The 22,005-nt window shown below is 44.0% G+C and carries 19 protein-coding genes, 1 riboswitch and 1 other annotated feature; of the genes, 7 read left to right on the top strand and 12 right to left on the bottom strand.

Translation table 11 applies throughout. The annotated features are described in order from the left end of the window. Positions 1-71: 71 nt before the first annotated feature. The 4 genes from hisC to OCV19_RS05650 all read right to left on the bottom strand — a co-directional run bounded on the left by hisC (position 72) and on the right by OCV19_RS05650 (position 5,309). Complete coding sequence (gene hisC / locus OCV19_RS05665; RefSeq protein ID WP_065675750.1) at positions 72-1,112, bottom strand: histidinol-phosphate transaminase; 1,041 nt, start codon at positions 1,110-1,112, stop codon at positions 72-74. A 9-nt stretch (positions 1,113-1,121) separates the two neighbouring features. Then, the gene (hisD, locus tag OCV19_RS05660; RefSeq protein WP_065675751.1) at positions 1,122-2,441 is read right to left on the bottom strand and encodes a histidinol dehydrogenase; all 1,320 of its coding nucleotides are present in this window, start codon (positions 2,439-2,441) and stop codon (positions 1,122-1,124) included. Further along, on the bottom strand, positions 2,441-3,337 hold the full coding sequence (gene hisG, locus OCV19_RS05655; protein ID WP_009848806.1) for an ATP phosphoribosyltransferase: 897 nt from the start codon (positions 3,335-3,337) through the stop codon (positions 2,441-2,443). Before hisG ends, hisD begins: the two co-directional genes overlap by 1 nt. A 53-nt stretch (positions 3,338-3,390) precedes the next feature. Next, positions 3,391-3,526 (bottom strand) — a sequence feature (His leader region). 190 nt (positions 3,527-3,716) lie between these two features. Continuing rightward, the gene (locus tag OCV19_RS05650) at positions 3,717-5,309 is read right to left on the bottom strand and encodes a Na+/H+ antiporter NhaC family protein (protein ID WP_026084180.1); all 1,593 of its coding nucleotides are present in this window, start codon (positions 5,307-5,309) and stop codon (positions 3,717-3,719) included. Positions 5,310-5,421: 112 nt separating this feature from the next. Beyond that, positions 5,422-5,599, bottom strand: a riboswitch (Lysine riboswitch). A gap of 364 nt (positions 5,600-5,963) precedes the next feature. Here OCV19_RS05650 and OCV19_RS05645 point away from each other — a divergent pair. After that, positions 5,964-6,374, top strand: a complete 411-nt coding sequence (locus OCV19_RS05645; RefSeq protein ID WP_017060262.1) for an H-NS family histone-like protein — start codon at positions 5,964-5,966, stop codon at positions 6,372-6,374. A gap of 197 nt (positions 6,375-6,571) precedes the next feature. Here the strand turns inward: OCV19_RS05645 and OCV19_RS05640 are convergent, their stop codons facing one another. From OCV19_RS05640 to OCV19_RS05630, 3 genes are all read right to left on the bottom strand, one after another. Further along, positions 6,572-7,672, bottom strand: coding sequence for an ISAs1 family transposase (locus OCV19_RS05640; protein WP_065677722.1), 1,101 nt, complete (start codon positions 7,670-7,672; stop codon positions 6,572-6,574). A 101-nt stretch (positions 7,673-7,773) separates the two neighbouring features. Further along, positions 7,774-9,078: an inosine/guanosine kinase gene (locus OCV19_RS05635; RefSeq protein ID WP_065675699.1), complete on the bottom strand. Its 1,305-nt coding sequence runs from the start codon at positions 9,076-9,078 to the stop codon at positions 7,774-7,776. Between the two features lie 102 nt (positions 9,079-9,180). Further along, positions 9,181-9,450, bottom strand: coding sequence for a hypothetical protein (locus OCV19_RS05630; protein ID WP_010439986.1), 270 nt, complete (start codon positions 9,448-9,450; stop codon positions 9,181-9,183). Positions 9,451-9,654: 204 nt separating this feature from the next. Between OCV19_RS05630 and mnmA the strand changes: the two genes are divergently transcribed. The 3 genes from mnmA (at position 9,655) to purB (ending at position 12,966) form a co-directional block, all read left to right on the top strand. Further along, positions 9,655-10,791 (top strand): tRNA 2-thiouridine(34) synthase MnmA, encoded by a 1,137-nt coding sequence (gene mnmA, locus OCV19_RS05625; protein WP_065675698.1) that lies wholly within the window; start codon positions 9,655-9,657, stop codon positions 10,789-10,791. Between the two features lie 43 nt (positions 10,792-10,834). Then, positions 10,835-11,452 (top strand): high frequency lysogenization protein HflD, encoded by a 618-nt coding sequence (gene hflD / locus OCV19_RS05620; RefSeq protein ID WP_019822494.1) that lies wholly within the window; start codon positions 10,835-10,837, stop codon positions 11,450-11,452. Between the two features lie 143 nt (positions 11,453-11,595). Next, positions 11,596-12,966, top strand: coding sequence for an adenylosuccinate lyase (purB, locus tag OCV19_RS05615; RefSeq protein WP_017057059.1), 1,371 nt, complete (start codon positions 11,596-11,598; stop codon positions 12,964-12,966). 255 nt (positions 12,967-13,221) lie between these two features. Here the strand turns inward: purB and htpX are convergent, their stop codons facing one another. After that, positions 13,222-14,085, bottom strand: coding sequence for a protease HtpX (gene htpX, locus OCV19_RS05610; RefSeq protein WP_048617716.1), 864 nt, complete (start codon positions 14,083-14,085; stop codon positions 13,222-13,224). A gap of 277 nt (positions 14,086-14,362) precedes the next feature. On the opposite strand from htpX, the gene OCV19_RS05605 reads away from it, so the two are divergent. Continuing rightward, complete coding sequence (locus OCV19_RS05605) at positions 14,363-14,530, top strand: hypothetical protein (protein ID WP_017060256.1); 168 nt, start codon at positions 14,363-14,365, stop codon at positions 14,528-14,530. 114 nt (positions 14,531-14,644) lie between these two features. Here the strand turns inward: OCV19_RS05605 and bioD are convergent, their stop codons facing one another. Genes bioD through bioB form a run of 4 tightly spaced genes read right to left on the bottom strand, consistent with a single transcriptional unit; the run spans position 14,645 to position 18,379 of the window. Further along, positions 14,645-15,328 (bottom strand): dethiobiotin synthase, encoded by a 684-nt coding sequence (bioD, locus tag OCV19_RS05600; protein ID WP_017060255.1) that lies wholly within the window; start codon positions 15,326-15,328, stop codon positions 14,645-14,647. Beyond that, positions 15,325-16,128 carry a malonyl-ACP O-methyltransferase BioC gene (bioC, locus tag OCV19_RS05595; RefSeq protein WP_065675697.1) on the bottom strand — a complete coding sequence of 268 codons (804 nt, stop codon included), beginning with the start codon at positions 16,126-16,128 and terminating at the stop codon, positions 15,325-15,327. Before bioC ends, bioD begins: the two co-directional genes overlap by 4 nt. Further along, positions 16,129-17,340, bottom strand: a complete 1,212-nt coding sequence (gene bioF, locus OCV19_RS05590; RefSeq protein ID WP_065675696.1) for an 8-amino-7-oxononanoate synthase — start codon at positions 17,338-17,340, stop codon at positions 16,129-16,131. Then, positions 17,327-18,379 (bottom strand): biotin synthase BioB, encoded by a 1,053-nt coding sequence (gene bioB, locus OCV19_RS05585; protein WP_010439965.1) that lies wholly within the window; start codon positions 18,377-18,379, stop codon positions 17,327-17,329. Before bioB ends, bioF begins: the two co-directional genes overlap by 14 nt. Before the next feature lie 159 nt (positions 18,380-18,538). On the opposite strand from bioB, the gene bioA reads away from it, so the two are divergent. Continuing rightward, on the top strand, positions 18,539-19,822 hold the full coding sequence (gene bioA / locus OCV19_RS05580) for an adenosylmethionine--8-amino-7-oxononanoate transaminase (protein ID WP_065675695.1): 1,284 nt from the start codon (positions 18,539-18,541) through the stop codon (positions 19,820-19,822). 459 nt (positions 19,823-20,281) lie between these two features. After that, positions 20,282-21,928, top strand: a complete 1,647-nt coding sequence (locus OCV19_RS05575; RefSeq protein WP_065675694.1) for a response regulator — start codon at positions 20,282-20,284, stop codon at positions 21,926-21,928. Positions 21,929-22,005: the final 77 nt, after the last annotated feature.

The raw sequence follows: 22,005 nt of genomic DNA, 5'->3' as shown, positions 1-22,005 counted from the left end.
AATATTGGTTTCACTTGCCAGCCCAATTAATCAACTCAAACTGGCAAATGTTATTACTGGTAAGCCTTTCGTTACTGATAAAAGTTACGAATTAATCCAAGTGTCTTTTCGCACTCTTCGCGGTTACCAATACTAATACGAACACAGTCTTCAATCGGTGAATTACGCAAAATAATGCCCGTATCCCAAGCCGCTTTAAATAACTCATCGCCGTTCGGAAATTTAACCAGTAGGTAGTTACCCCAACCATCAAATACCGTCACTTGAGGCATGCCTAATAGACCCGCTTGCAAATACGCTCGGTTAGCACTTAAATCCAGAACTTGGAACTTAGCTCGCGCGAGTCCTTGCTCTGAAAGTGCTTGAACGGCGATGTCAGCAACAGGGATTGGCACTGGATAAGGAGCAATCACTTTCAGCAGTACATCGATTAGCTCTTTATTCGCTAGCGTAAAACCACAACGTAAACCCGCTAAAGCAAAAGCCTTCGACAAGGTGCGCAGAATCGCTAGGTTTGGATATTGCTCAAGCAAATCAACGGTTGACGCTTCTGGACAAAAATCGATATACGCTTCATCCATCACCACAATCGCTTTGTCTTGTGTCATTTCAAGCAACTTGATGATGTCTTTGCGATCAACCAAATTACCGGTTGGGTTATTTGGGCTACAAACAAACACCACTTTTACGTTGTCGAGCTGAGCTTCGATAGCTGGAAGATCCAATTGCCATTCAGACGTCAGAGGCACAACTTTACGCTCAACACCAATCGTCTCTGCACTGATTGCGTACATACCGTAAGTAGGTGGGCAGTAAAGAATAGCGTCTTCGTTCGGCTCACAAAAAGCACGAATCAATAACTCGATGCCTTCATCAGCACCACGAGTCGTTAGTGTTTGCTCTGATTTCACACCGGCGTATTGTGCATAAGCGTCAATCAACTCTTTAGGCTGACATTCGCTGTAGCGATTAAGACGAGACAGGTTTAGGTTGTACTCGTTATCAAACGGAGATTCGTTGGCATTGAGCCATACATCACCAGTACCGCCAATGCGTCTTGCAGACAAGTAAGGTGTAAGAGCCTGAACTTGTTTTCTTGCTAACTTTTCCATGCCCTACCCTTATTTCGCTTTATTTAACTGTTCAAATCGATTTAATTTTTCAACTCGGATAGTCACAGCGCGTTTGTGTGCATCCAAGCCTTCGGCTTCCGCCATTGTTACTACCGTTGGCGCTAGGCCTTTCAAACCGTCAGCCGTTAGCTCTTGCACCGTCATTCTCTTAGAGAAATCAGCTAAACCCAGGCTTGAATACGTTTTCGTGTAACCGTAAGTCGGAAGAACGTGGTTTGTGCCTGATGCGTAGTCACCTGCAGATTCTGGAGACCAGTCACCAAGGAAGATTGAGCCTGCATTATCTAGCAATGGCAGCAATTCACGTGGATTCTTGGTTTGAACAATCAAGTGCTCAGGACCGTAGAAGTTCGAAATCGCAATCGCTTGAGTGATCGATTCAGCAATGATAATTAAGCTTGAAGCCAATGCTTGCTGAGCGATGTTCGCACGAGACAGTTCTTTCAATTGCTTCTGAACCGCTTCTGTTACTTGGTCAGCAACCACTGGAGATGGTGTTACTAGCACAACCTGAGAATCAGGACCGTGCTCCGCTTGGCTCAGTAAATCCGCCGCGATGAAATCTGCATCTGCAGTTTCATCGGCAATCACTAACACTTCAGACGGGCCAGCAGGCATATCAATCGCCGCGCCACGGAAGTCGTTGCTAACTTGGCGTTTCGCTTCCGTTACGTACGCGTTGCCAGGGCCGAAGATCTTATCGACTTTAGCTACACTCTCGGTACCGTAAGCCATTGCAGCCACCGCTTGACCACCACCAACGTTGTAAACCTCGTCGATCTTACAAAGCTTTGCGACATACAAGATTTCATCAGCGATTGGCGGAGGTGAACAAAGCACAACCTTACGACAACCTGCGATTTGAGCGGGAACACCTAACATAAGAACCGTTGACGGAAGTGGCGCACTGCCACCTGGAATATAAAGACCAACAGTATTAATAGCGCGCGTCACTTGCTCACACACAACACCAGGCTGTGTCTCAACCTTAATTGGCTGTGGCTTTTGAGCTTCGTGAAACTTCGCAATGTTGCTATAAGCTTGCTCTAACGCTTGCTTCATCTCTGGTGTTAGACGAGCACACGCCTCTTCAATCTCACCCGAACTGACTCGGATAGATTCTGGAGTTACACCATCAAACTTTGCAGTCAGCTCTCTAAGCGCGGCATCGCCTTCATTTCGTACTTTTGCAATAACATCAGAAACAGTTGCTGTGATGTTTGCACCTTCAGTAATAGCTGGACGCTCTAATACCGAATCTTGCTGTGATTCACTTAAAGATTGCCAAACAACGGTTCTCATCGTCACTACCCCATCATTTTTTCGATTGGTAATACTAGAATCGAGCTTGCACCCAACTCTTTCAGCTGTTCCATTGTTTCCCAGAACAAGTTCTCTGTACTTACTAGGTGAACGGCAACTTTGTCTTTGTCTGTTGATAGTGGAAGAACCGTTGGATCTTCAGCACCAGGCAGTAATGCTTTGATTTGCTCTAGCTGAGAGGTTGGCGCGTGAAGCATGATGTACTTCGACTCTTTCGCTTGTTGAACACCCTGCATACGAGTCAGTAGTTTTTCAATTAATGCGGTTTTGTCTGCGTCGAAATCACCAACACGTTGAATCAGTGTCGCTTTAGATTGGAAGATAGCTTCTGCTTCTTTTAGGCCATTTGCTTCAAGCGTTGCACCTGTAGAAACTAAGTCAGCAATAGCGTCTGCTAGACCTGCGCGAGGAGCAACTTCAACCGAGCCTGTTAGCATACAAGTGCTGAATTCAACACCCTGCTCATCCATGTAGGCTTTCAGTAGTTGTGGGTAAGTTGTCGCAATACGTTTGCCCGCAAGATCTTGTGGACCGTTGTAGACTTCATCTTTGTTGATTGCGATAGAAAGACGGCAACCACCGAAGTCTAAACGACGTAGTGTGCGAAACTCTGATGGCTCTTTTAGAGCAACACGGTCTAGGCGAACTTCTTCCAGTTCATTTTCACCGATGAAACCAAGGTCAACCACACCATCCATGATAAGACCTGGGATGTCATCATCACGAACTAATAACAAGTCGATTGGCATATTTAGTGAATGAACAACTAGGCGCTCACCCATGATGTTAAATTTAACACCACATTTTTTAAGTAGATCTTGGCACTCTTTACTTAAGCGACCTTTCTTTTGAATTGCGATTCTTAGGCGTTGTGTCTGCATTGCTGTATCCCTGTGCAAATATTTGAATTTATTGATTATTTAAAAGCGCTAAAACTAAAAAACCCTCGGAAGACTTTGTCATCCCGAGGGTTTAAATCTAAATTCTTTGACTTAACCTCCGGGAGAATTCTTGCTCCCGGGTATACGTAAATCTCCCCGAAAGACTAAATAGGGTGATGATGGTGATGAATGTTCATTACTAATTTACGCATACTTATAAGCTCTTCAGTTGTTTGCTGTCTTGTCTCCACACTAACTAAGCTGAGATCCTTTTTCAACCATTTATTCGAACTTTTTTCACGAAACTTAAAATTAAATTAACAGGCACAAAAAAGGGAGGCAAACGCCTCCCTGATAGTTTACAGATTAACTCTCAGTTTTAGCTTTTGCACGTCGCCATTTTGCAGCGAGAGAAGTAAGCCAATGCAAAACATACAGCAACAAACGTTAGAGACGCTGCGCCAAATGCGATGCCAATTGAAGATGTCATACCTAGAGTAATGAAACCAATGCACGATACGAACGCCACAGACAGCGCGTATGGAAGCTGAGTCGATACGTGATCGATGTGGTTACAACGAGCACCAGTAGAAGACAGAATCGTCGTATCTGAGATTGGAGAACAGTGGTCACCAAATACAGCACCTGCTAGAACCGCACTTAGCATCGGCAGAATCAACGCGATGTCAGATGCCGCAGCCATGTCACCTGCGATTGGTAGCATGATGCCGAACGTACCCCAAGATGTACCTGTAGAGAACGCCATAACGCCCGCTAGAAGGAACAACATAACCGGTAGCCAGTGGTAATCAATGCTGCCTGTTACTAGAGACGATAGGTAAGAACCCGTTTTCATGTCGCCGATTACAGAACCGATAGTCCATGCGAACACAAGAATCAGAATCGCACCAAACATAGAGCTAGCACCGATCCACATTGTTCTTGCGATGTCAGCCATAGATAGCTTTTGCTTAAATACTGTCGCTAATGCTACTAGTAAGCCGATAACACCACCGTAAACAAGAGACTTACCTACATCCGTATTTTCGAATGCACCTAGAAGGTTGAATGCTTGGCCATCAGCAGCCAGCGCTTGGCCACCTGTGTAAAGCATTGCAGCAACTGTCGCTACAATCAGCGATACGATAGGCATAACAAGATCAGAAACTGAACCGTTTTCGCTCTCTTCGATATCTAGCTCTTCGTTTAGATCGTGCGCTTGCTTTTGATCGTTGTCGCCTTCAAAGCCACGGCCTTGAGATGCTTCAATTTCATGCTCACGCATCTTACCAACATCTAGACCGAACCAAGCCACTGCGAACACCATTAGTAGTGCAAACACAGCGTAGAAGTTCATTGGGATAAGACGAACGTAAGCGCCCAATGCAGAATACTCTGTCACACCGTGTGTTACTAAGATGCCACCAATGATAGTGATGATGTAAGCACCCCAGCTAGAAGCAGGCATGATCACACACATAGGAGCAGCCGTTGAATCTAGAATATAAGCAAGCTTAGCGCGAGATACATAGAAACGGTCTGTTACAGGACGAGAGATAGCACCAACTGCTAGGCTGTTAAAGTAGTCATCTACAAAGATGAATACACCTAAGAAAGCAGCAAGTAGTTTTGAGCCACGTTTGCTCTTAACGCGAGACTGTGCCCATTCCGCGAATGCGCGAGTACCGCCAGACAGTGTTAATAATGCCGTTGTCATTCCAAGAATTATTAGGAATGCAATGATGCTCATGTTCCAAGTGTTGATGCCACCGTCTTCGATGAAAACACCAGATGCTTTAGTAAACACGTAACTAGCTGCGTTACCTACTGAGTAATCAGCAAGTAGAATCGCACCCATGATGATACCGACACCCAAAGAAACCAATACACGGCGGGTAACAATAGCAAGGCTCAAAGCCACAAGGGGCGGAAGCAAAGATAAAGGTGATGTTGCAAAATCTATTAAATTCATGATCTTCAAAAACCAGTTTTTTATTTGGCTAGAGATCTACTGCAGACAAACTTGATACGGCTGACCAAGCTCATGTTGAACTAAGCGAAAGGGAAGTGAACACTTCACCCAACCCTACAGTAGCGCTCCATAGTTTAAAATTAAGACTATGGCAGTGTTGTACCTATTGAGCACAACCCCAGCAAATTGCTTAGATATACAATTTACTTCGGCAATTACACCTTTCATTCCCGTTCATTGGCATCACCCCAACGGAAGTTACTTTTTATAATTGCACCTCTACGTGCGATAACATTATTAACCGTGTAAACCAGAGTTTAACAACAAATTAACCAACACCTCGCATCAGGTAGCCGCAATTGTACTCATCAAGAGCAACAATGCAACATATCATTCCGAGAAAAATAGCTTTTTGTTAATGAACTAATCAATAGAAGAATAGTCTACATAAGTTCACTACTCCACCAGTCACATATCACTTTTTAAGATAATCTTAATAATTATTATAAATTCGATAGAAATACAGCTCTGAATTTTCAACTATTCATCTCACTTTTATATTTAAATATGTAATAGAAGAAATACTATTTGTTTTATTCCTAGGCTCTGTTTATTATTAGGAAGATTATTTAGTTTACCTTGATGGGAAATATCATGTCTGAATTAACAAAAACTCTATTAAATATCCGCAGCCTTCGTGCGTTCTCACGTGAATTAACTCTTGAGCAACTTGAAGAAGCGCTAGACAAGCTGACTATTGTTGTACAAGAGCGTCAAGAGTCTGAAGCTGAAGAACGTGCTGCTAAAGCAGAGCAAGAAGCTAAGCTTTCTGCTATTGCTGAACAAATTGCAAAAGACGGAATTGATGTTGCCGATCTTATTGCTGCACTTTCTGGTGAAGCAAAATCTAAAACAACAAAAGCTAAACGCGCTCCTCGCCCAGCGAAATACAAATACGTAGACGCAAACGGCGACGAGAAGACTTGGACAGGTCAAGGCCGTACGCCTTCAGCTATCCAAGAACAGCTAGATGCTGGTAAATCTCTAGAAGAGTTTGCTATCTAAACATTTAGTTTACTTAGTGAGTAATCAATTACACGCTAAGCGATAGAATTAATATTTAAGTCGACCAAAGTATTATTTACGACTTCAATATATTCAGAAACAAAAAAGGCTCCTTTCGGAGCCTTTTTTATATTTGTACTATCAGTATTAGAAACCAACTGATACTGATAGCAGGGCGGGAGCATACTTTGATGGATTTATAACCCAAAGAATACTCTAGCCCGATAATCGTCGTTCCATGCCGCTTTTTTCAATTTCACTTTTTGGCTTGGCGCACCACAGTCACATTGCTTGAGCATATTCATCACAAAGCGCCTGAACAACGCTATGTTTTCCACTGCACCATCTAAAGTGATGCGTGAACTATCCTCTTTAAAAACAACATCTAACACGTAATGCTGACTGTTCTCGATCCGCCAATGCTGGCGAATATAATGACCCAGGAGTTTGTTGTTCGGCGACAAAGAACTAATGTAGTAGGACGTATCTACAGTGCCTTTACCGTTGATCACTCGATGGCGCTCCACTGCTATGATGCTTCTTACCGTTGGCCACTTCTTAGCTAAGTCATCGGGCAATTTAGCCTTGAGCTGAAACACGTATCGCTCTTCACTGCGACCATGTTTTTTCTCTTTGATTTCGGTGACTATTTTCTCTTTGCCAGCATCAAAAACTGTTTGGAACTGCTCCACAACAGCCGCTCGAAGCTTGGGCTGATTATTCTTAACCTGGACGACGACATGTGCCTGTTTGTCTTTGATTTTCTCTAGTGTTTCACGCTGGCAATGTAAGGCGTCAACCGTGACAACGCTACCCTTTACATTAATAACATCAAGCATTTGGCGTACAATGTTTATCTCACCATTCTTGTTCTCAGTCGGCTTCTGGCTCAGAACTAGACCACGCTCGGTATCGTAAGCGGTGACCAACTGCAACGCAGTTTTTCTGTCGTTACGATAGGAGCCCCGCAACACCTTACCGTCAAATGCGATAATGGGCTTGTTATGGCTAGTTCGCTGCTCGTTTATCCAAAGGGCTAAAGCTTCGAGCAGTGACTCAGCAACAACGGAACGCAAGATGCGAGCTATTGTGTGTCTACGAGGGATACCATGTTCGAAAGGTCTATATTTCCTTAACCAATCGAGCTTTTCTTCTCCATAAAATTCAATGTCTTGCCAACCTTCACATCCCGATGCGATAGCGCTAATCACTAGAAACATGACATCGATGAGGTTGTGTTTCTGATTGATGTCCGAGCGAGTGTCTTCGACGACAGATAAGTATTCAATAAGGTTCAAAATTGCTGTGTATCTGAGGATTTGCCACTATTAGATCACATTAGTTAACAAAGTGCGATCCCGCCCTGATACTGATAGTACTACTGATTAAAGAAAGTAACTTATCTTTCCCAGTACGCTTCTTCTAGGCTATCTTCTCTTTCAGGAAGGCCACGAGATAAACGTGGAGAGTGTTGAACCAACACTTCATAGCTAGCACGGTTAGAATATTTACAAACTTGTGAGAACGAAGAGTACGTCAAGAATGAATGTTGATGTTTACTTGAATTTGGCACGTTTTCTTTATGGTACTTATTAGCAGCCATATCATGTAATAAAGCTGATAACGCAGCATCACCTGCACCATTGGTATTTTTGATCTTTTCTGGTCCACCCATGTATGGTGCAATGTGCGAATACACTTTAGTTGGGTTTTCACATAAATCTTTATGCGCAGGACGGCTAAATTCAAAACGGTTGAATTCCGCAATTGAACCTGGAAGTAAAGGCAGTGACGTTTCACGCTTAGCTGCATCTTCTGTATAACCAGCCATAAATAGGCCAACAGGTCCCGCAGTACATAGAACAAGGTCTACCCAGTCTAGCGCTTTATCTGATGCAGCCAGTGGATCGCTTTCACCCGTTAACGCTTCAGCTTCGTCTTCATTCATTGCAACAACCGTTACGTGTTGCTCAAGGAAATCTTTCCAGAATTCTGGATCATCTTGAATAACGAACTTAGTACCTAGTGTAAGAACGACTGGCACATCGTATTTCTTCGCGTATTCGATCGCTTTCATTGTTGCTTCAGGCATCGGGTCGCCTGGCTTACAGCGAACTAAATAAGCCGTTAAAACTAAAGCAGAAGCACTTTTGAAGATTTTTTCAGGAATGCTTTCTGGTTTTAATTGGTTCATTTGTCCTTCGCTAATTGCGAAAGTACGTTCACCGTCTTCTGTAATTAAAGCAAAGCAGCGACCAATTGCGCCATCTACCCCTTGTAAATGGTTCAGATCCATTCTGCTTGATGTATTACATAAATAGCGATAACCGTAACTACCAATCTTAATATCTTGGCTCATTACACCTAGCAGTGTTGAACGGTCATCCGCTAGCACTGAATAGTTGTGTAATGTGTTACCAATTGTGCCACCAGCGTATTCATTGGTAATCAGGCACTGCTCTTTTAATTCTTGATATAAAGATTCAGCGGCTGTGTCACCAATAACCAGTGAATGTCCCTTGCTCAAACCATACTTCTCAATAAGTTCAGAACTCACCTTTGCTTCAATATCCACCAATGTTTGGTCAATACCGATAATATGAGTGCGTGACATTCTTTTACTGCTTTGAGCTTGGCTCACTAGAGGATCACGAGCGTGAACCGGAAAGTAGTGCTTTGATTTACGTTGTCCAGGGAATTTCATAGGGCTAGTCTAAGTCAAGGGGAAATAGGTGGCGGATTCTACCGCGCTATATTTAACGCGGCAATCTTTCAAACCATAGCAAACGTTTGCTAAAGGTTTTTTTTATTCGCCTTCCATAAAGCTTAAATCAGGCAGCATGCCCAAATGCTCTGCGTAACGTTTTTGATTAAACTCCGCGCCGTTTTTCATAACGTCAAATACTTCAATTGCCAGTGCACATGCCATAGCCGCAATTGCTTCTTCACGTGGAGTACCAGTCATCATTAAACGCATCAACGTCTCTTTCACTTTCACTGGTTCGCCATCTTCAAGCTGGTTCTCGATAATCTCAATCAGCTCTTCTTCTTGCATAAATTCGTTTTGTTCAGACATTTTTTTATCTCAGGTCTTGGATTTCGAGCGACTATGCCACATATACTTCTGACATCCTAGCGACTCACCTCGCTCTCATGCGATTCTCTAACAAAGTCAGCGCACTATTTGTGCAAATGAAACTGTGATTCCGGTCTCGGATCTGTCACGGCGTTTCTCTTTCTGTTAGAATCTGCGACCAAGTAATAGTAACGGTGTTTAGACATGTCAGATATCAGCTCTGGAAACAGCGAAAAGAAAGTAATTGTCGGTATGTCCGGCGGTGTAGATTCGTCAGTATCGGCGTATCTTCTTCAGCAACAAGGCTATCAGGTAGAAGGCCTTTTCATGAAAAACTGGGAAGAAGACGATAACGAAGAATACTGCACGGCAGCTGAAGATCTTGCTGATGCTCAAGCGGTATGTGACAAACTAGGTATCCACCTTCACACTATCAACTTTGCTGCAGAATACTGGGACAACGTATTCGAATACTTCCTTGAAGAGTACAAAGCAGGCCGTACACCTAACCCAGATATTCTTTGTAACAAAGAAATCAAATTCAAAGCATTCTTAGAGTTTGCGGATGAAGTGCTAGACGCAGACTACATTGCGATGGGTCACTACGTTCGTCGTACTTTCCCAACTCAAGAAGAGCTTGATGCTGGCGTAAAACCAGAAATGCTACGCGGTCTAGACAGCAACAAAGACCAAAGCTATTTCCTATACACGCTAAGCTCAGATCAAGTGGCACGCAGCCTATTCCCTGTCGGTGAATTAGAGAAGCCAGAAGTGCGACGTATTGCTGAAGAGCAAGACTTAATCACAGCGAAGAAGAAAGATTCAACAGGCATCTGCTTTATCGGTGAGCGCAAATTCACTGAGTTCCTAGGCAAGTACCTACCAGCACAACCGGGTAACATCGAAACACCAGAAGGCCAAGTGATTGGTCAACACCAAGGTTTGATGTACCACACGCTAGGTCAGCGTAAAGGTCTTCATATTGGCGGCACTAAAGGTGGCGGCGGTAACGAAGAACCATGGTTTGTTGGTGAAAAAGATCTGAAGCGTAATGTTCTGATCGCAGTACAAGGTAAAGATCACCCTCTTCTAAAATCAGAAGGTTTGATCGCTTCTCAGCTTCACTGGGTAAATCGCACACCAATTAATGAAGTTATGACATGCACGGTAAAAACACGTTACCGTCAAACCGATATTCCTTGTACAATCATCCCAATTGATGATGAGAACATTAAGGTTATTTTTGATGAACCACAGATTGCTGTGACCCCAGGTCAATCGGCAGTGTTCTACCTAGACGAAGTTTGTCTTGGTGGCGGTATCATCGAAAAGCGCATCTAATCAATCAAACGACAAACGATAGAAGACAACTAGGAGTTACTACGTGGCTAATACACTTTATGACCGTACTATTGCTTTCGCCGGAATTTGCCAAGCTGTGGCTTTGGTTCAACAAGTAGCGAAAGACGGCCATTGTGATAAAGATGCCTTCGAAGCTTCACTCAATGCTATTTTAAATACCAACCCGGCGAACACCGTGGGCGTATTTGGACGTGAAGCGAACCTAAAGCTTGGCCTTGAGTGCTTAGTAAAAGGTATCGATAGTACTCCAGCTGGTAGCGATATTACGCGCTACATTATCAGCTTGATGGCTCTTGAGCGTAAGCTATCTTCTCGTAACGACTCTATGTCTCAGCTTGGCGATCGCATTCAAACTGCAGAACGCCAAACTGAACATTTTGATCTGTTTGACGAGCAAATGATCAGCAACCTAGCGAGCATCTACCTTGATGTTGTGAGCCCAATAGGCCCTCGTATTCAGGTTTCTGGCACACCAGCTGTACTTCAACAAACCTCGAGCCAACATAAGGTTCGCGCACTGCTTCTATCAGGGATTCGAAGCGCTGTGTTATGGCGCCAGGTTGGTGGTAAACGCCGCCACCTTATCTTCGGTCGCAAGAAGATGATCGAGCAGGCTCAAATCCTACTAGCTCGAATGTAATTTATTAGCTCGCGCCTTGTCGCGAGCTTGTTTTTTGTATCAACACAACTCTCACGCAAACGATTGCGCAATATGCGTGACAATTGAGATTGTTACTGGTATAAACCTCTCAAAATTTAGAAAACTCAATTCAGGAGAACACCATGGAACTGTCAGCATTGACTGCTGTTTCACCAGTAGACGGCCGTTACGGAAGTAAGACTATTGCATTACGCAGCATCTTTAGTGAGTTTGGACTACTAAAGTACCGCTCTATCGTTGAAATTCGTTGGTTACAAAAGCTTGCAGCTACTGATGCAATCAAGGAAGTACCAGCGTTCAGTGCAGAAGCTAACCAGTTTCTTGATGAACTAGCCGCTAACTTCAGCGAAGAAGACGCTCTGCGTATCAAAGAGATCGAGCGCACGACAAACCACGACGTAAAAGCGGTTGAGTACTTCTTGAAAGAGAAAGTTGCGGGCGTTCCTGAGCTTCACGCAGTTAACGAATTCATTCACTTTGCATGTACTTCTGAAGACATCAACAACACATCTCACGCGCTTATGCTTAAAGAAGCTCGTGACACAGTGATTCTTCCAGAAATTCGTAACGTAATTGATGCTATCAAAGCACTTGCGAACGAGTACCGTGACATTCCTCTTCTTTCTCGTACACACGGTCAGCCAGCTTCTCCTTCTACTATGGGGAAAGAGATGGCTAACGTTGCGTACCGTATGGAACGTCAATACAAGCAAATCGAAAGCGTTGAGATCCTAGCGAAAATCAACGGCGCGGTAGGTAACTACAACGCACACCTTTCTGCATACCCAGAAGTTGAATGGCACCAGTTCTCTGAAGAGTTCATCACTGAATCTCTTGGCGTAACTTGGAACCCGTACACAACTCAAATCGAACCTCACGATTACATCGCTGAGCTATTCGACGCGGTTGCTCGTTTCAACACGATTCTTCTAGACTTCGACCGTGACGTTTGGGGCTACATCGCTCTTGGTCACTTCAAGCAGAAGACTATTGCTGGCGAAATCGGTTCTTCTACAATGCCGCATAAAGTTAACCCAATTGACTTCGAAAACTCTGAAGGCAACCTTGGTCTAGCTAACGCAGTATTTAGCCACCTTGCACAAAAACTTCCAGTTTCTCGCTGGCAACGTGACCTAACTGACTCTACGGTTCTTCGTAACCTAGGTGTTGGTGTTGGCTACGCTATCATTGCATACACTTCAACTCTGAAAGGTATTAGCAAGCTAGAAGTTAACCGTGAAGCGCTACTTGCTGAACTGGACAAGAACTGGGAAGTACTGGCTGAACCAGTACAAACAGTAATGCGTCGTTACGGTATCGAGAAGCCATACGAGAAGCTAAAAGAGCTAACTCGTGGTAAGCGTGTAGATGGCGAAGGCATGCGTGCATTCATCGACGGTCTTGAAATCCCTGCAGACGAGAAAGTTCGCCTGAAAGAGATGACACCAGCGAACTACATCGGTCAAGCAATCGAGCTGACTGACAAGCTGTAAGATTCGAACAAACGAATAAACAAAGGCTTCCCACGTGGAAGCCTTTTTGTTGCGTAGAACAAATGTTTCGAACAGTAGTCCCTAAGTAAAACAACAGTCGTTAATCAAACCTGAGTTCTCCAACTAGTCTCCCCCATTCAAAAACTCCAAACCACATAAGACAAACATCCTTAAATGCTAAGATCAAAAAAGGCCTCCCGAAGGAAGCCTTTAGCATAGATACTGCCGCTTAACGACAGCAGCTTGTATTAGAAATTACATGTTACGTAGAGAAGCAATACGCTTATCTAGCGGCGGGTGGCTCATTAGAAGCTCAGTTAGAGACTTCTTACCGTTGATACCAAACGCCATCATAGAACCTTCTAGTTGTGGCTCGTGGCTCACCTTTAGACGCTCTAGCGCTGCAATCATCTTCTCTTTACCTACCAAGTGCGCAGCACCTGCATCAGCATGGAACTCACGATGGCGGCTGTACCACATCGTAATGAAGCTCGCTAGGAAACCAAATACCAGTTCCAGCACCATAGACACACCGAAGTACACCATCATGTTGCTGCCACCCTCCTCTTCGTTGTCATTCGACGCAACAATGTTGGCGATGAAACGAGATAGGAAGATAACGAACGTGTTCACAACACCTTGCATTAGGGTCATTGTCACCATATCACCATTCGCGATGTGGCTAACTTCGTGAGCTAATACCGCTTCAGCTTCGTCACGCGTCATACTGTGCAGAAGACCCGTTGATACTGCGACCAATGAATCATCACGCTTAGCGCCCGTTGCAAATGCGTTGATGTCTGGCGAATCGTAGATCGCCACTGTTGGCATACCAATACCAACTTGTTGAGATTGACGGCTTACCGTCTCCATCAACCAATGTTCTGTTTCGTTACGTGGGCTTTCAATGACCATGCCGCCTACCGAGCGTAGCGCCATTTTCTTCGACATCATTAATGAAATGAATGAGCCGCCAAAACCAAATACCGCAGCCATCACCAATAAGCCTGAGAGGCTACCGGGTTGCATACCTGTAACTGCGTATACAATATTAAGAACAACACTTAGTACCAATACAACCGCTAAGTTAGTTGCAAGGAACAACATTACTCGCTTCATTACTTATCTCCGCATGAAAGCTGTTTTTATAAAACTTATTGTTATAGACAAGGCAGACAGCAATAGATTCCAACCTTGAAGACTTATACTTACTTATACATATAGTCTTAGATTAAGAAAACAAGGTTAAGCATTAAATTGCAACATTTGATTACGAGGCCATATCCGAATTAAATCCACTCTATTAGACCTAAGTCGTATGGTGTCGATATAACAATCCGTTTACAGTGACTTCAGATGATTTATTGGCTAGTCCATGTACAAAAAGGAAAGGATCATGGTTGAAGGTACTAACACTCAAATGGCTATCGATTTACTGTGCTGTCACCTAGGGATTACTGAAGAAGAAGCGAAAAAGCAGGTTGGAATCCTAACACCGCAAACGGCACAGACAAAAATCACAGAAACTCAGCAAGCTTTAATGGGACTGACTAAAGAACATTAGTTCTAAGCTTGTTTATTAAAAGACCGGTTGTTTATCAACTAAAGGTCTAAAGGCTTAAAATAGCAAAAGGGCTGCAATCGCAGCCCTTTTCTTATTTAGTACATAACGTGGTAATTAAAGCGCAAGCAAAGGCTGCACATCAATGTACTTACCAATGTTTTTAGACTTCGCTTTTGGGACGTAAGGGATTTCACCTAACTTAGGTGCACCTAACTTATCTTCAAGCATCGCAATAATATCTGCGTAGTGCTCAGTACCTGGATTGATACGGTTTGCGACCCAACCTACTAGGTTTAGGCCATCAGCACGAATCGCTTCTGCCGTTAATAGAGCGTGGCTCAAACAACCAAGTTTAATACCCACAGTCAGTACCACTGGCAGCTGCTCTTTTTTAACCCAGCTAGAAAGATATTCATCGTCTGAAACCGGGACTCGCCAACCACCAGCACCTTCAACTAATACGATGTCAGAGTTTTTCTTATGCTCTTCTAGCTTCGCTGATAATACCGCCTCATCAATTACAACACCATCATGCTTAGCAGCGATGTGAGGCGATGATGGTAGCAACAACGCATATGGATTGACGTCTTCGTAAGCAATATCTTGCGTCGCCGCTTCTTGAAGATGCAGTGCATCACTATTACGTAGTCCTTCAGGGGATTTTTCACTCCCTGCAGCAACTGGCTTGTAACCAATTGTTGATAAATCTTGTGCAGCCAAAGCTTGAAGAATCGCTTTTGAAACCACAGTTTTTCCCACTTCGGTATCCGTACCTGCAATGAATAATGCATCAATCATAATTGAATAACCCCTAAACAAACTTGATATGTTGCTGGTAAGAAACCTTGATGGTTTTTAAACTCTCGATATTCCCGTTCAACAAGCTGCAACATGCGACGACTTGTTAAACCTTGTGAGCGACCACTTACGTGATTAGCGCCGATACCTTTAAGGTCGCGCATCAGTTCAAACGCAGTGTCGTACCAAACGGTGATGGTGGGCAAGTCTAGTTGATGAGCCGCACAGCTAGATTGCGCTAACGCAATTTTTACCTGATTGATTGTGATAAAATGGTTAACGTGTTGATGTGCGTCAATTTTGGACCACGACTTTTTCAGTTCAAACAGTGACCCATCAAGCAAAGTTGAGAAAAGAACACGCCCACCAACCGCTGTAACACGCTTCATCTCTCTCAAAGGTAACGATAAGTCGTCACACCATTGCAACGCAAGGCTAGAGAAAACGATGTCAAAACACCCATCTTCAAAAGGCAATTGTTCGGCATCGGCTTGTTGATATAAAGAGACAGATGCACCACACCGCTTCTCTGCTGTTGCTAACATTCCAACAGAAAGATCAGCGCAAACCACTTCAGCGCCTCGTTTCACCATCTGTTCGGAGAAATAGCCAGTGCCACAACCTAAATCGAGCACCTTTAACCCAGAAAGGTCACTCGGTAACTTACCCAGCAGTCGGTGGCCAACATCGCGTTGAAATTCAGCGTGTTTGTCATAGGTTATTGCTGCTTTGCCGAAAGCCTCGGCAATCGCACTCTTGTCTTGGCCGACGTAATTATCCACTACTGCTTCTTGTGACATTTACTGAGCCTCTTTCTTCAATTCAAAGTTCGATTCTAAGCTTGGTTTGATATTTAATTCGTCATGTCGCTCCATTGCTTGAAGCAGCGAATTAGTTAACTGAAAAATCTGTTTCTGACTGTGGTTCGCCGTTAAGGTAATACGCAAACGAGCAGTCCCAATTGGCACCGTTGGTGGCCTTATTGCCGTTACCCAAACTTGGTTGCGCTTTAACTCTTCAGCAATAGATAGTGCAGCTTGGGCTTCGCCGATTACAAATGGCTTGATCGGCGTCTGAGTATCAATAAAACCTTTCACACCATTCATCTGCTCTGCATAGAGAGCGCCTAACTCCGTGAGTTTCTCACGACGCCACTCTTGCGTTTGAATCATCTTGCATGCATGAGACAAAGCCACCGCTTGTGAAGGTGGCATCGCCGTCGAGTACACATGATGACGAGCAAACTGAGTTAAGTAATCACCCACTTCTGACGAACAAAGAATCGCAGCGCCAGACAGGCCAAATGCTTTACCAAAAGTGACGACTAGAATATCGGGCGTTATTTGCGCCACGTTGCAGCTCCCTACCCCTTGCTCACCTAGCACTCCGATACCATGAGCATCATCAACCGCCAACCAACTGTCGAATTGATGAGTCAGGTTAGATATCTGACTGAGAGGCGCTTGGTCGCCGTCCATGCTGAACACACCTTCAGTCACAACCAAGGATTGTGGCGATCGGCTTAATAGCGACTCTAGATGCTGCGTGTCGTTATGCTTAAAGCGTTTCATGGTTGCAGGAGAAAGCATCCCCGCTTCCATCAAAGAGGCGTGATTAAGCTTGTCTTGCAGCAGAGTGTCGTCTTTTTCGAGCAGAGAAAATAACAAGGCTTGGTTCGCACTGAAACCAGAACTAAAGAGAATGGCACGTTCAAAGCCCAACCATTCACACAGCTGAGCCTCTAAATTTCGATGAGCAGGACTAAAACCCGTGACCAATGGCGATGCAGCACTGCCAGCACCATAAAGGGAAAGCCCAGCTTGCCACGCCTCCACCAACTCAGGATCGTTTGCAAAGCCTAAATAGTCATTACTCGAAAAGTTAATGAAGTCAGAACCTTCACTATTAAGCAAAGGGCTATTGCTGTTTTCGAGTACCTTGAGTTGACGAGTTAAACCTTGCTCACGGCGATGAGCAAGGGCACTTTTGATACGAGATTTAAACAGTGGCATCGTAGAACATGTCATCTTTCGTTGGACGAGCAGCAACGCGCTCCACCACTTGATCTAACAGTTCGTTTTCTTGAATTTCATCAGGCTTCTGAGCCACTTGTTGGCTGTTGATACCTAACTTCTTAAACAGCTGCATATCCGTGTCTTCATCTGGGTTTGGCGTAGTCAGTAACTTACAACCGTAGAAGATAGAGTTCGCGCCAGCCATGAAGCACATCGCTTGCATCTGTTCATTCATATTCTCGCGACCTGCAGATAGACGAACCGCAGACATTGGCATCATGATACGAGCAATCGCAATCAACTTAATGAAGTCAAAAGATTCAACATCATCGACGTTTTCCATCGGTGTGCCTTTCACTTTCACGAGCATGTTGATTGGCACACTCTCAGGGTGTACCGGAAGGTTCGCTAGCTCTACCAGCAGACCTGCACGGTCATTGGTACTTTCGCCCATACCAATAATGCCACCAGAACAGATCTTCATACCGGCATCACGCACGTGAGATAGCGTATCTAAACGATCTTGGTAAGTACGAGTGGTGATGATGCTGCCGTAGAACTCAGGAGACGTATCAAGGTTGTGGTTGTAGTAATCCAAACCTGCATCCGCTAACTCGCCAGCTTGATCGGGGGTTAACATGCCTAGTGTCATACAAGTTTCTAGCCCCATACCTTTCACACCTTTGATCATATCAGTCAGGTGAGGCATATCGCGTTCTTTCGGGTTTTTCCATGCCGCGCCCATACAGAAACGAGTCGAGCCTGCGTTCTTTGCTTTTTGCGCCGCATCCAAAACACGCTCTACTTCCATTAGGCGTTCTTTGTCGACATCCGTTCGGTAGTGAGCACTTTGAGGGCAGTACTTACAGTCTTCAGGACAAGCACCGGTCTTAATCGATAGAAGCGTACTCACCTGCACGTGGTTGTGCTCTTGGTACTGTCTATGAACCACTTGAGCTTCAAACATTAAATCCATAAACGGTTTTTCAAGCAGCGCTCTTACTTCAGCGACTGTCCAGTCATGACGAACTTCCACGTGTCGATCCTTTTTTATTATTTGATGTTTCATCTCTATCAATAGAGATTGCATTTATGCTTGGCTAGTCTACCGACAAGCTTTAGACTGTCAACACATTGATAATATCAAAAGTTTACATATGATTATTTTTTAATCAAACCAAGAATGGAAGTTACTATGGATCTCGCCTTTGATCGCCAGCATATCTGGCATCCCTACACATCAACGTTAACACCTCTGACCTGCTATCCAGTCACCAACGCAGACGGTGTTTACCTAGAATTAGAAGGCGGAAAACGAATTATTGATGGTATGTCATCTTGGTGGTCAACCATCCACGGCTACAATCACCCTGAGCTAAATGCTGCAGCTCACAGCCAAATCGATAAGGTTTCACACGTTATGTTTGGTGGCATCACCCACCAACCCGCTATCGATCTATGTAAGAAGCTTTTGAATCTCGCGCCAAGTAATCTTGAGCATGTATTTTTGGCCGATTCAGGTTCAGTAGCCGTAGAGGTTAGCCTCAAGATGGCACTGCAATATTGGCACGCTAAAGGACAACCTCGTTCAAAGTTCCTCACACTAAGAGATGGTTACCACGGTGATACCTTTGCGGCGATGTCAGTGACCGACCCTGACAACTCGATGCACAGCCTCTACAAAGGCTTTTTACCGGAACATATTTTCGCTGATTCGCCAAAAACAGCCTTTTGGGATGAGTGGAACTCAAGTGACATCGATAGTTTTCGAGAAAAGCTGGCAGCACACCATCAAGAAGTCGCAGCGGTGATCTTAGAGCCAATCGTTCAAGGGGCTGGCGGTATGCGTATCTACCACCCTGAGTTCCTAAAACAGGTTCGCTTACTGTGTGATGAATTCAATGTATTGCTGATCTTGGATGAGATTGCGACCGGATTTGGCCGCACAGGGAAACTGTTCGCTTGTGAGCATGCCGATGTTCAACCGGACATCTTATGCGTAGGCAAGGCTTTAACTGGTGGCTATATGACATTGTCAGCGACGCTTGCGAGTAAAGAAGTTGCTGACACGGTATGTGGCGGTGAAGCGGGATGTTTTATGCACGGGCCAACCTTTATGGGTAACCCATTAGCTTGCGCGGTAGGTGCGGCAAGCTTGTCCATCATAGAGCAAGGTCATTGGCAGAGTCAGACTCAGCAGATAGAACAGCTTTTCTCAGAATTGCTGCCACCTTTGCGAGAGCATCCACTGGTTAAAGACGTTCGTTGGTTAGGCGCGATTGGTGTAGTTGAAACCCATTCGCCTGTCGATATGGAAACCATCCAAGCTCACTTTGTAGAGCAAGGCGTTTGGATCCGTCCGTTTGGTAAACTAATTTATATGATGCCTCCATTTATCAGCGACCCTGCGCATATCGAGCAACTGGTCTCTGCAATTGATAAAGCACTACAACAATCAGCTTGCTTCAAGTCAAATTGATATAATAAAACCAAATAGAAATTCCGAAAATTTATTAGCATATAAGCCGATACGCCGCCTTTAGAGTGCTAAAGGTGGCCTACTCACAAAGCAAATAATCAGACAGCCAATAAAAAATCTCAAACTCATATTTTATCTATGATTCCACCCTGAAGAATCTCACAAATAAATTTAATCCTCTCCATAAAAACAATTAGCAAAAGAGTGTTACCTATCGGGTCAATAGCCGCTTAAAATACAAGCCATTTTTTGTCGGATATTATGATGAGCTTCCTCACTCGATTTCATTCTAGAATCCAATCAGCTAATTCAATTCGACTGTACTTAGATAATAAATATTAACGAAAGCTTGTATCAACTTGGTAGAAACAGAGCTTTTCTGTTTTGTCGATCGAGCAAGACAGCAAAGCAACCCGTAATAGCTGCGGAATTCACGTCAGTAAATAATTTAAAGTAAACATGAAATTAAACCAACTCAATGCACTTATCGTTGACGACTCATCGATCGTGCTATCAACCATCCGCAATATGTTGATTCATATCGGCTTTTCAGAGCAAATGATTTCAATTGCGAAATCCCCTCGCATCGCTATGACGATAACAAGCGAGACGACGTTTGATGTGATTATCTGTGACTACAACTTTGGTAACACCATCAATGGCAAGCAGCTGTTTGAAGAGCTTAAACAATCGAATAGATTGAAAGACGATGGGATATTTATTCTAGTTACAGGCGAAAATTCCGCTTTATCGATCCGCCCTATTTTAGAGCTTCGACCAGATAATTATTTATTAAAACCATTCAATCGTGAAACTTTAAAGCAACGTATCACAAGCTCTCTAAAAAAGAAGCTGGTGCTACAAAAAATCTATAAGGCCGAACGAGAAAATGACTATGAAGCCGGACTTGAGTACTGCGAAGAGCTGATCGCCTTTCATTCTGAGTATTTTACGACCATCCAGCAATTTCGCGGAAGCTTTTTGTCAAAGCTTAAGCTTTACGAAGAAGCAAAGAACGTATATGAGAAGGCGCTTGATGAAGGCCGTTTTGATTGGGCTCAAGCGGGTCTAGCAAACAGCCTTGCGAATTTGGGTCAGGTCAATGAAGCACAACGAATGATCGAAAGCTTGATTGATTCAGCACCCACCAGCACCTTGTATCGAGATCAAGCAGCTCAAGTGAACCTTATCAGTAATAAGGTTCCTGCTGCGATTGCCCATTTTAAATTGGCGAGTGCACTCACACCGGGTAACTCAGAAAGGGAACTGGCAATCGCAAACCTGTGTCTCTCCGTAAATGATACCAAGACGGCGTTGGTTCACTATCAGAACTATGTGCAGATCAATAGAGATACCTTTCGAGATAACCTCTATATGAAGCTCAACCATATTCGATTTTTGCTCTATTGCGCATCTGGTGAGAGCAACAATAAAGCGACACTCGATCAAGTAAATTATCTAATTTCGAAGATCCCTACAGAAGCAAGAGCAGGTCTTCAAACGGATTTAGCGCTTATCGCAGCACACATTGCAATGGAATCAAAACAGTACCAAAAAGCGGTCACTATTTTGACCGCACTGCACGACAGAAATAGCTTTGATGCATTCCCGGTTATCTATCATCACACCTGGTTGTTAGACAGAATGAGTTGTGAGAATGAGTTTAAAGTCGCAGAAAGTCGTTGTGGCATGTTGATTATCCAAACGGCGAACGAAACCGTTGTTTCTAGTCAAATGACCATGTGCAGTGAGATGAAACGCCGTAACGCAGAAAAGATGGAATGGCTCAAACAGAGCAACGTCATAATTAAGCAGGCTTCGTCGGACTATAAACAGGTATTGGTCGCTTATTTAGAGATTCACAAGCGATGCCCGATGATCAAAAACGTATGCATGAATATCGTCAAACTGCTCTCTGTTATTTGGCCTGACGCAATGGGTACGAAACAGGTTTTAACGATTATTCAGAAGTGTGATGGCGTGGTCACTCAACTTTATACGCTTGATGAACTGACCAAAAACAATTATCAAAATTACTATCGAAAGGCGTTGCTAGCTTGTAAACAAGCAGACGAAGCAACCAAAGCGAGCTTCTCGTTTATGTAGCTTCGCTTTATACGACTTCTACTTGGGTAAACTTCAGATACGAAAAAGGCTTTGCCATTACAGCAAAGCCTTTTAAA

The organism is Vibrio celticus, assembly GCF_024347335.1.
Taxonomy (GTDB): Bacteria; Pseudomonadota; Gammaproteobacteria; order Enterobacterales; family Vibrionaceae; genus Vibrio; species Vibrio celticus.
This window is presented reverse-complemented; position numbering and strand designations above follow the sequence as displayed.

Excerpts from the sequence above, each read along its gene's own strand:
- hisC (WP_065675750.1), bottom strand. The coding sequence starts at position 1,112 with ATGGAAAAGTTAGCAAGAAAACAAGTTCAGGCTCTTACACCTTACTTG.
- hisG (WP_009848806.1), bottom strand. The coding sequence starts at position 3,337 with ATGCAGACACAACGCCTAAGAATCGCAATTCAAAAGAAAGGTCGCTTA.
- OCV19_RS05650 (WP_026084180.1), bottom strand. The coding sequence starts at position 5,309 with ATGAATTTAATAGATTTTGCAACATCACCTTTATCTTTGCTTCCGCCC.
- OCV19_RS05645 (WP_017060262.1), top strand. The coding sequence starts at position 5,964 with ATGTCTGAATTAACAAAAACTCTATTAAATATCCGCAGCCTTCGTGCG.
- OCV19_RS05635 (WP_065675699.1), bottom strand. The coding sequence starts at position 9,078 with ATGAAATTCCCTGGACAACGTAAATCAAAGCACTACTTTCCGGTTCAC.
- OCV19_RS05630 (WP_010439986.1), bottom strand. The coding sequence starts at position 9,450 with ATGTCTGAACAAAACGAATTTATGCAAGAAGAAGAGCTGATTGAGATT.
- mnmA (WP_065675698.1), top strand. The coding sequence starts at position 9,655 with ATGTCAGATATCAGCTCTGGAAACAGCGAAAAGAAAGTAATTGTCGGT.
- purB (WP_017057059.1), top strand. The coding sequence starts at position 11,596 with ATGGAACTGTCAGCATTGACTGCTGTTTCACCAGTAGACGGCCGTTAC.
- htpX (WP_048617716.1), bottom strand. The coding sequence starts at position 14,085 with ATGAAGCGAGTAATGTTGTTCCTTGCAACTAACTTAGCGGTTGTATTG.
- OCV19_RS05605 (WP_017060256.1), top strand. The coding sequence starts at position 14,363 with ATGGTTGAAGGTACTAACACTCAAATGGCTATCGATTTACTGTGCTGT.
- bioD (WP_017060255.1), bottom strand. The coding sequence starts at position 15,328 with ATGATTGATGCATTATTCATTGCAGGTACGGATACCGAAGTGGGAAAA.
- bioC (WP_065675697.1), bottom strand. The coding sequence starts at position 16,128 with ATGTCACAAGAAGCAGTAGTGGATAATTACGTCGGCCAAGACAAGAGT.
- bioF (WP_065675696.1), bottom strand. The coding sequence starts at position 17,340 with ATGCCACTGTTTAAATCTCGTATCAAAAGTGCCCTTGCTCATCGCCGT.
- bioA (WP_065675695.1), top strand. The coding sequence starts at position 18,539 with ATGGATCTCGCCTTTGATCGCCAGCATATCTGGCATCCCTACACATCA.
- OCV19_RS05575 (WP_065675694.1), top strand. The coding sequence starts at position 20,282 with ATGAAATTAAACCAACTCAATGCACTTATCGTTGACGACTCATCGATC.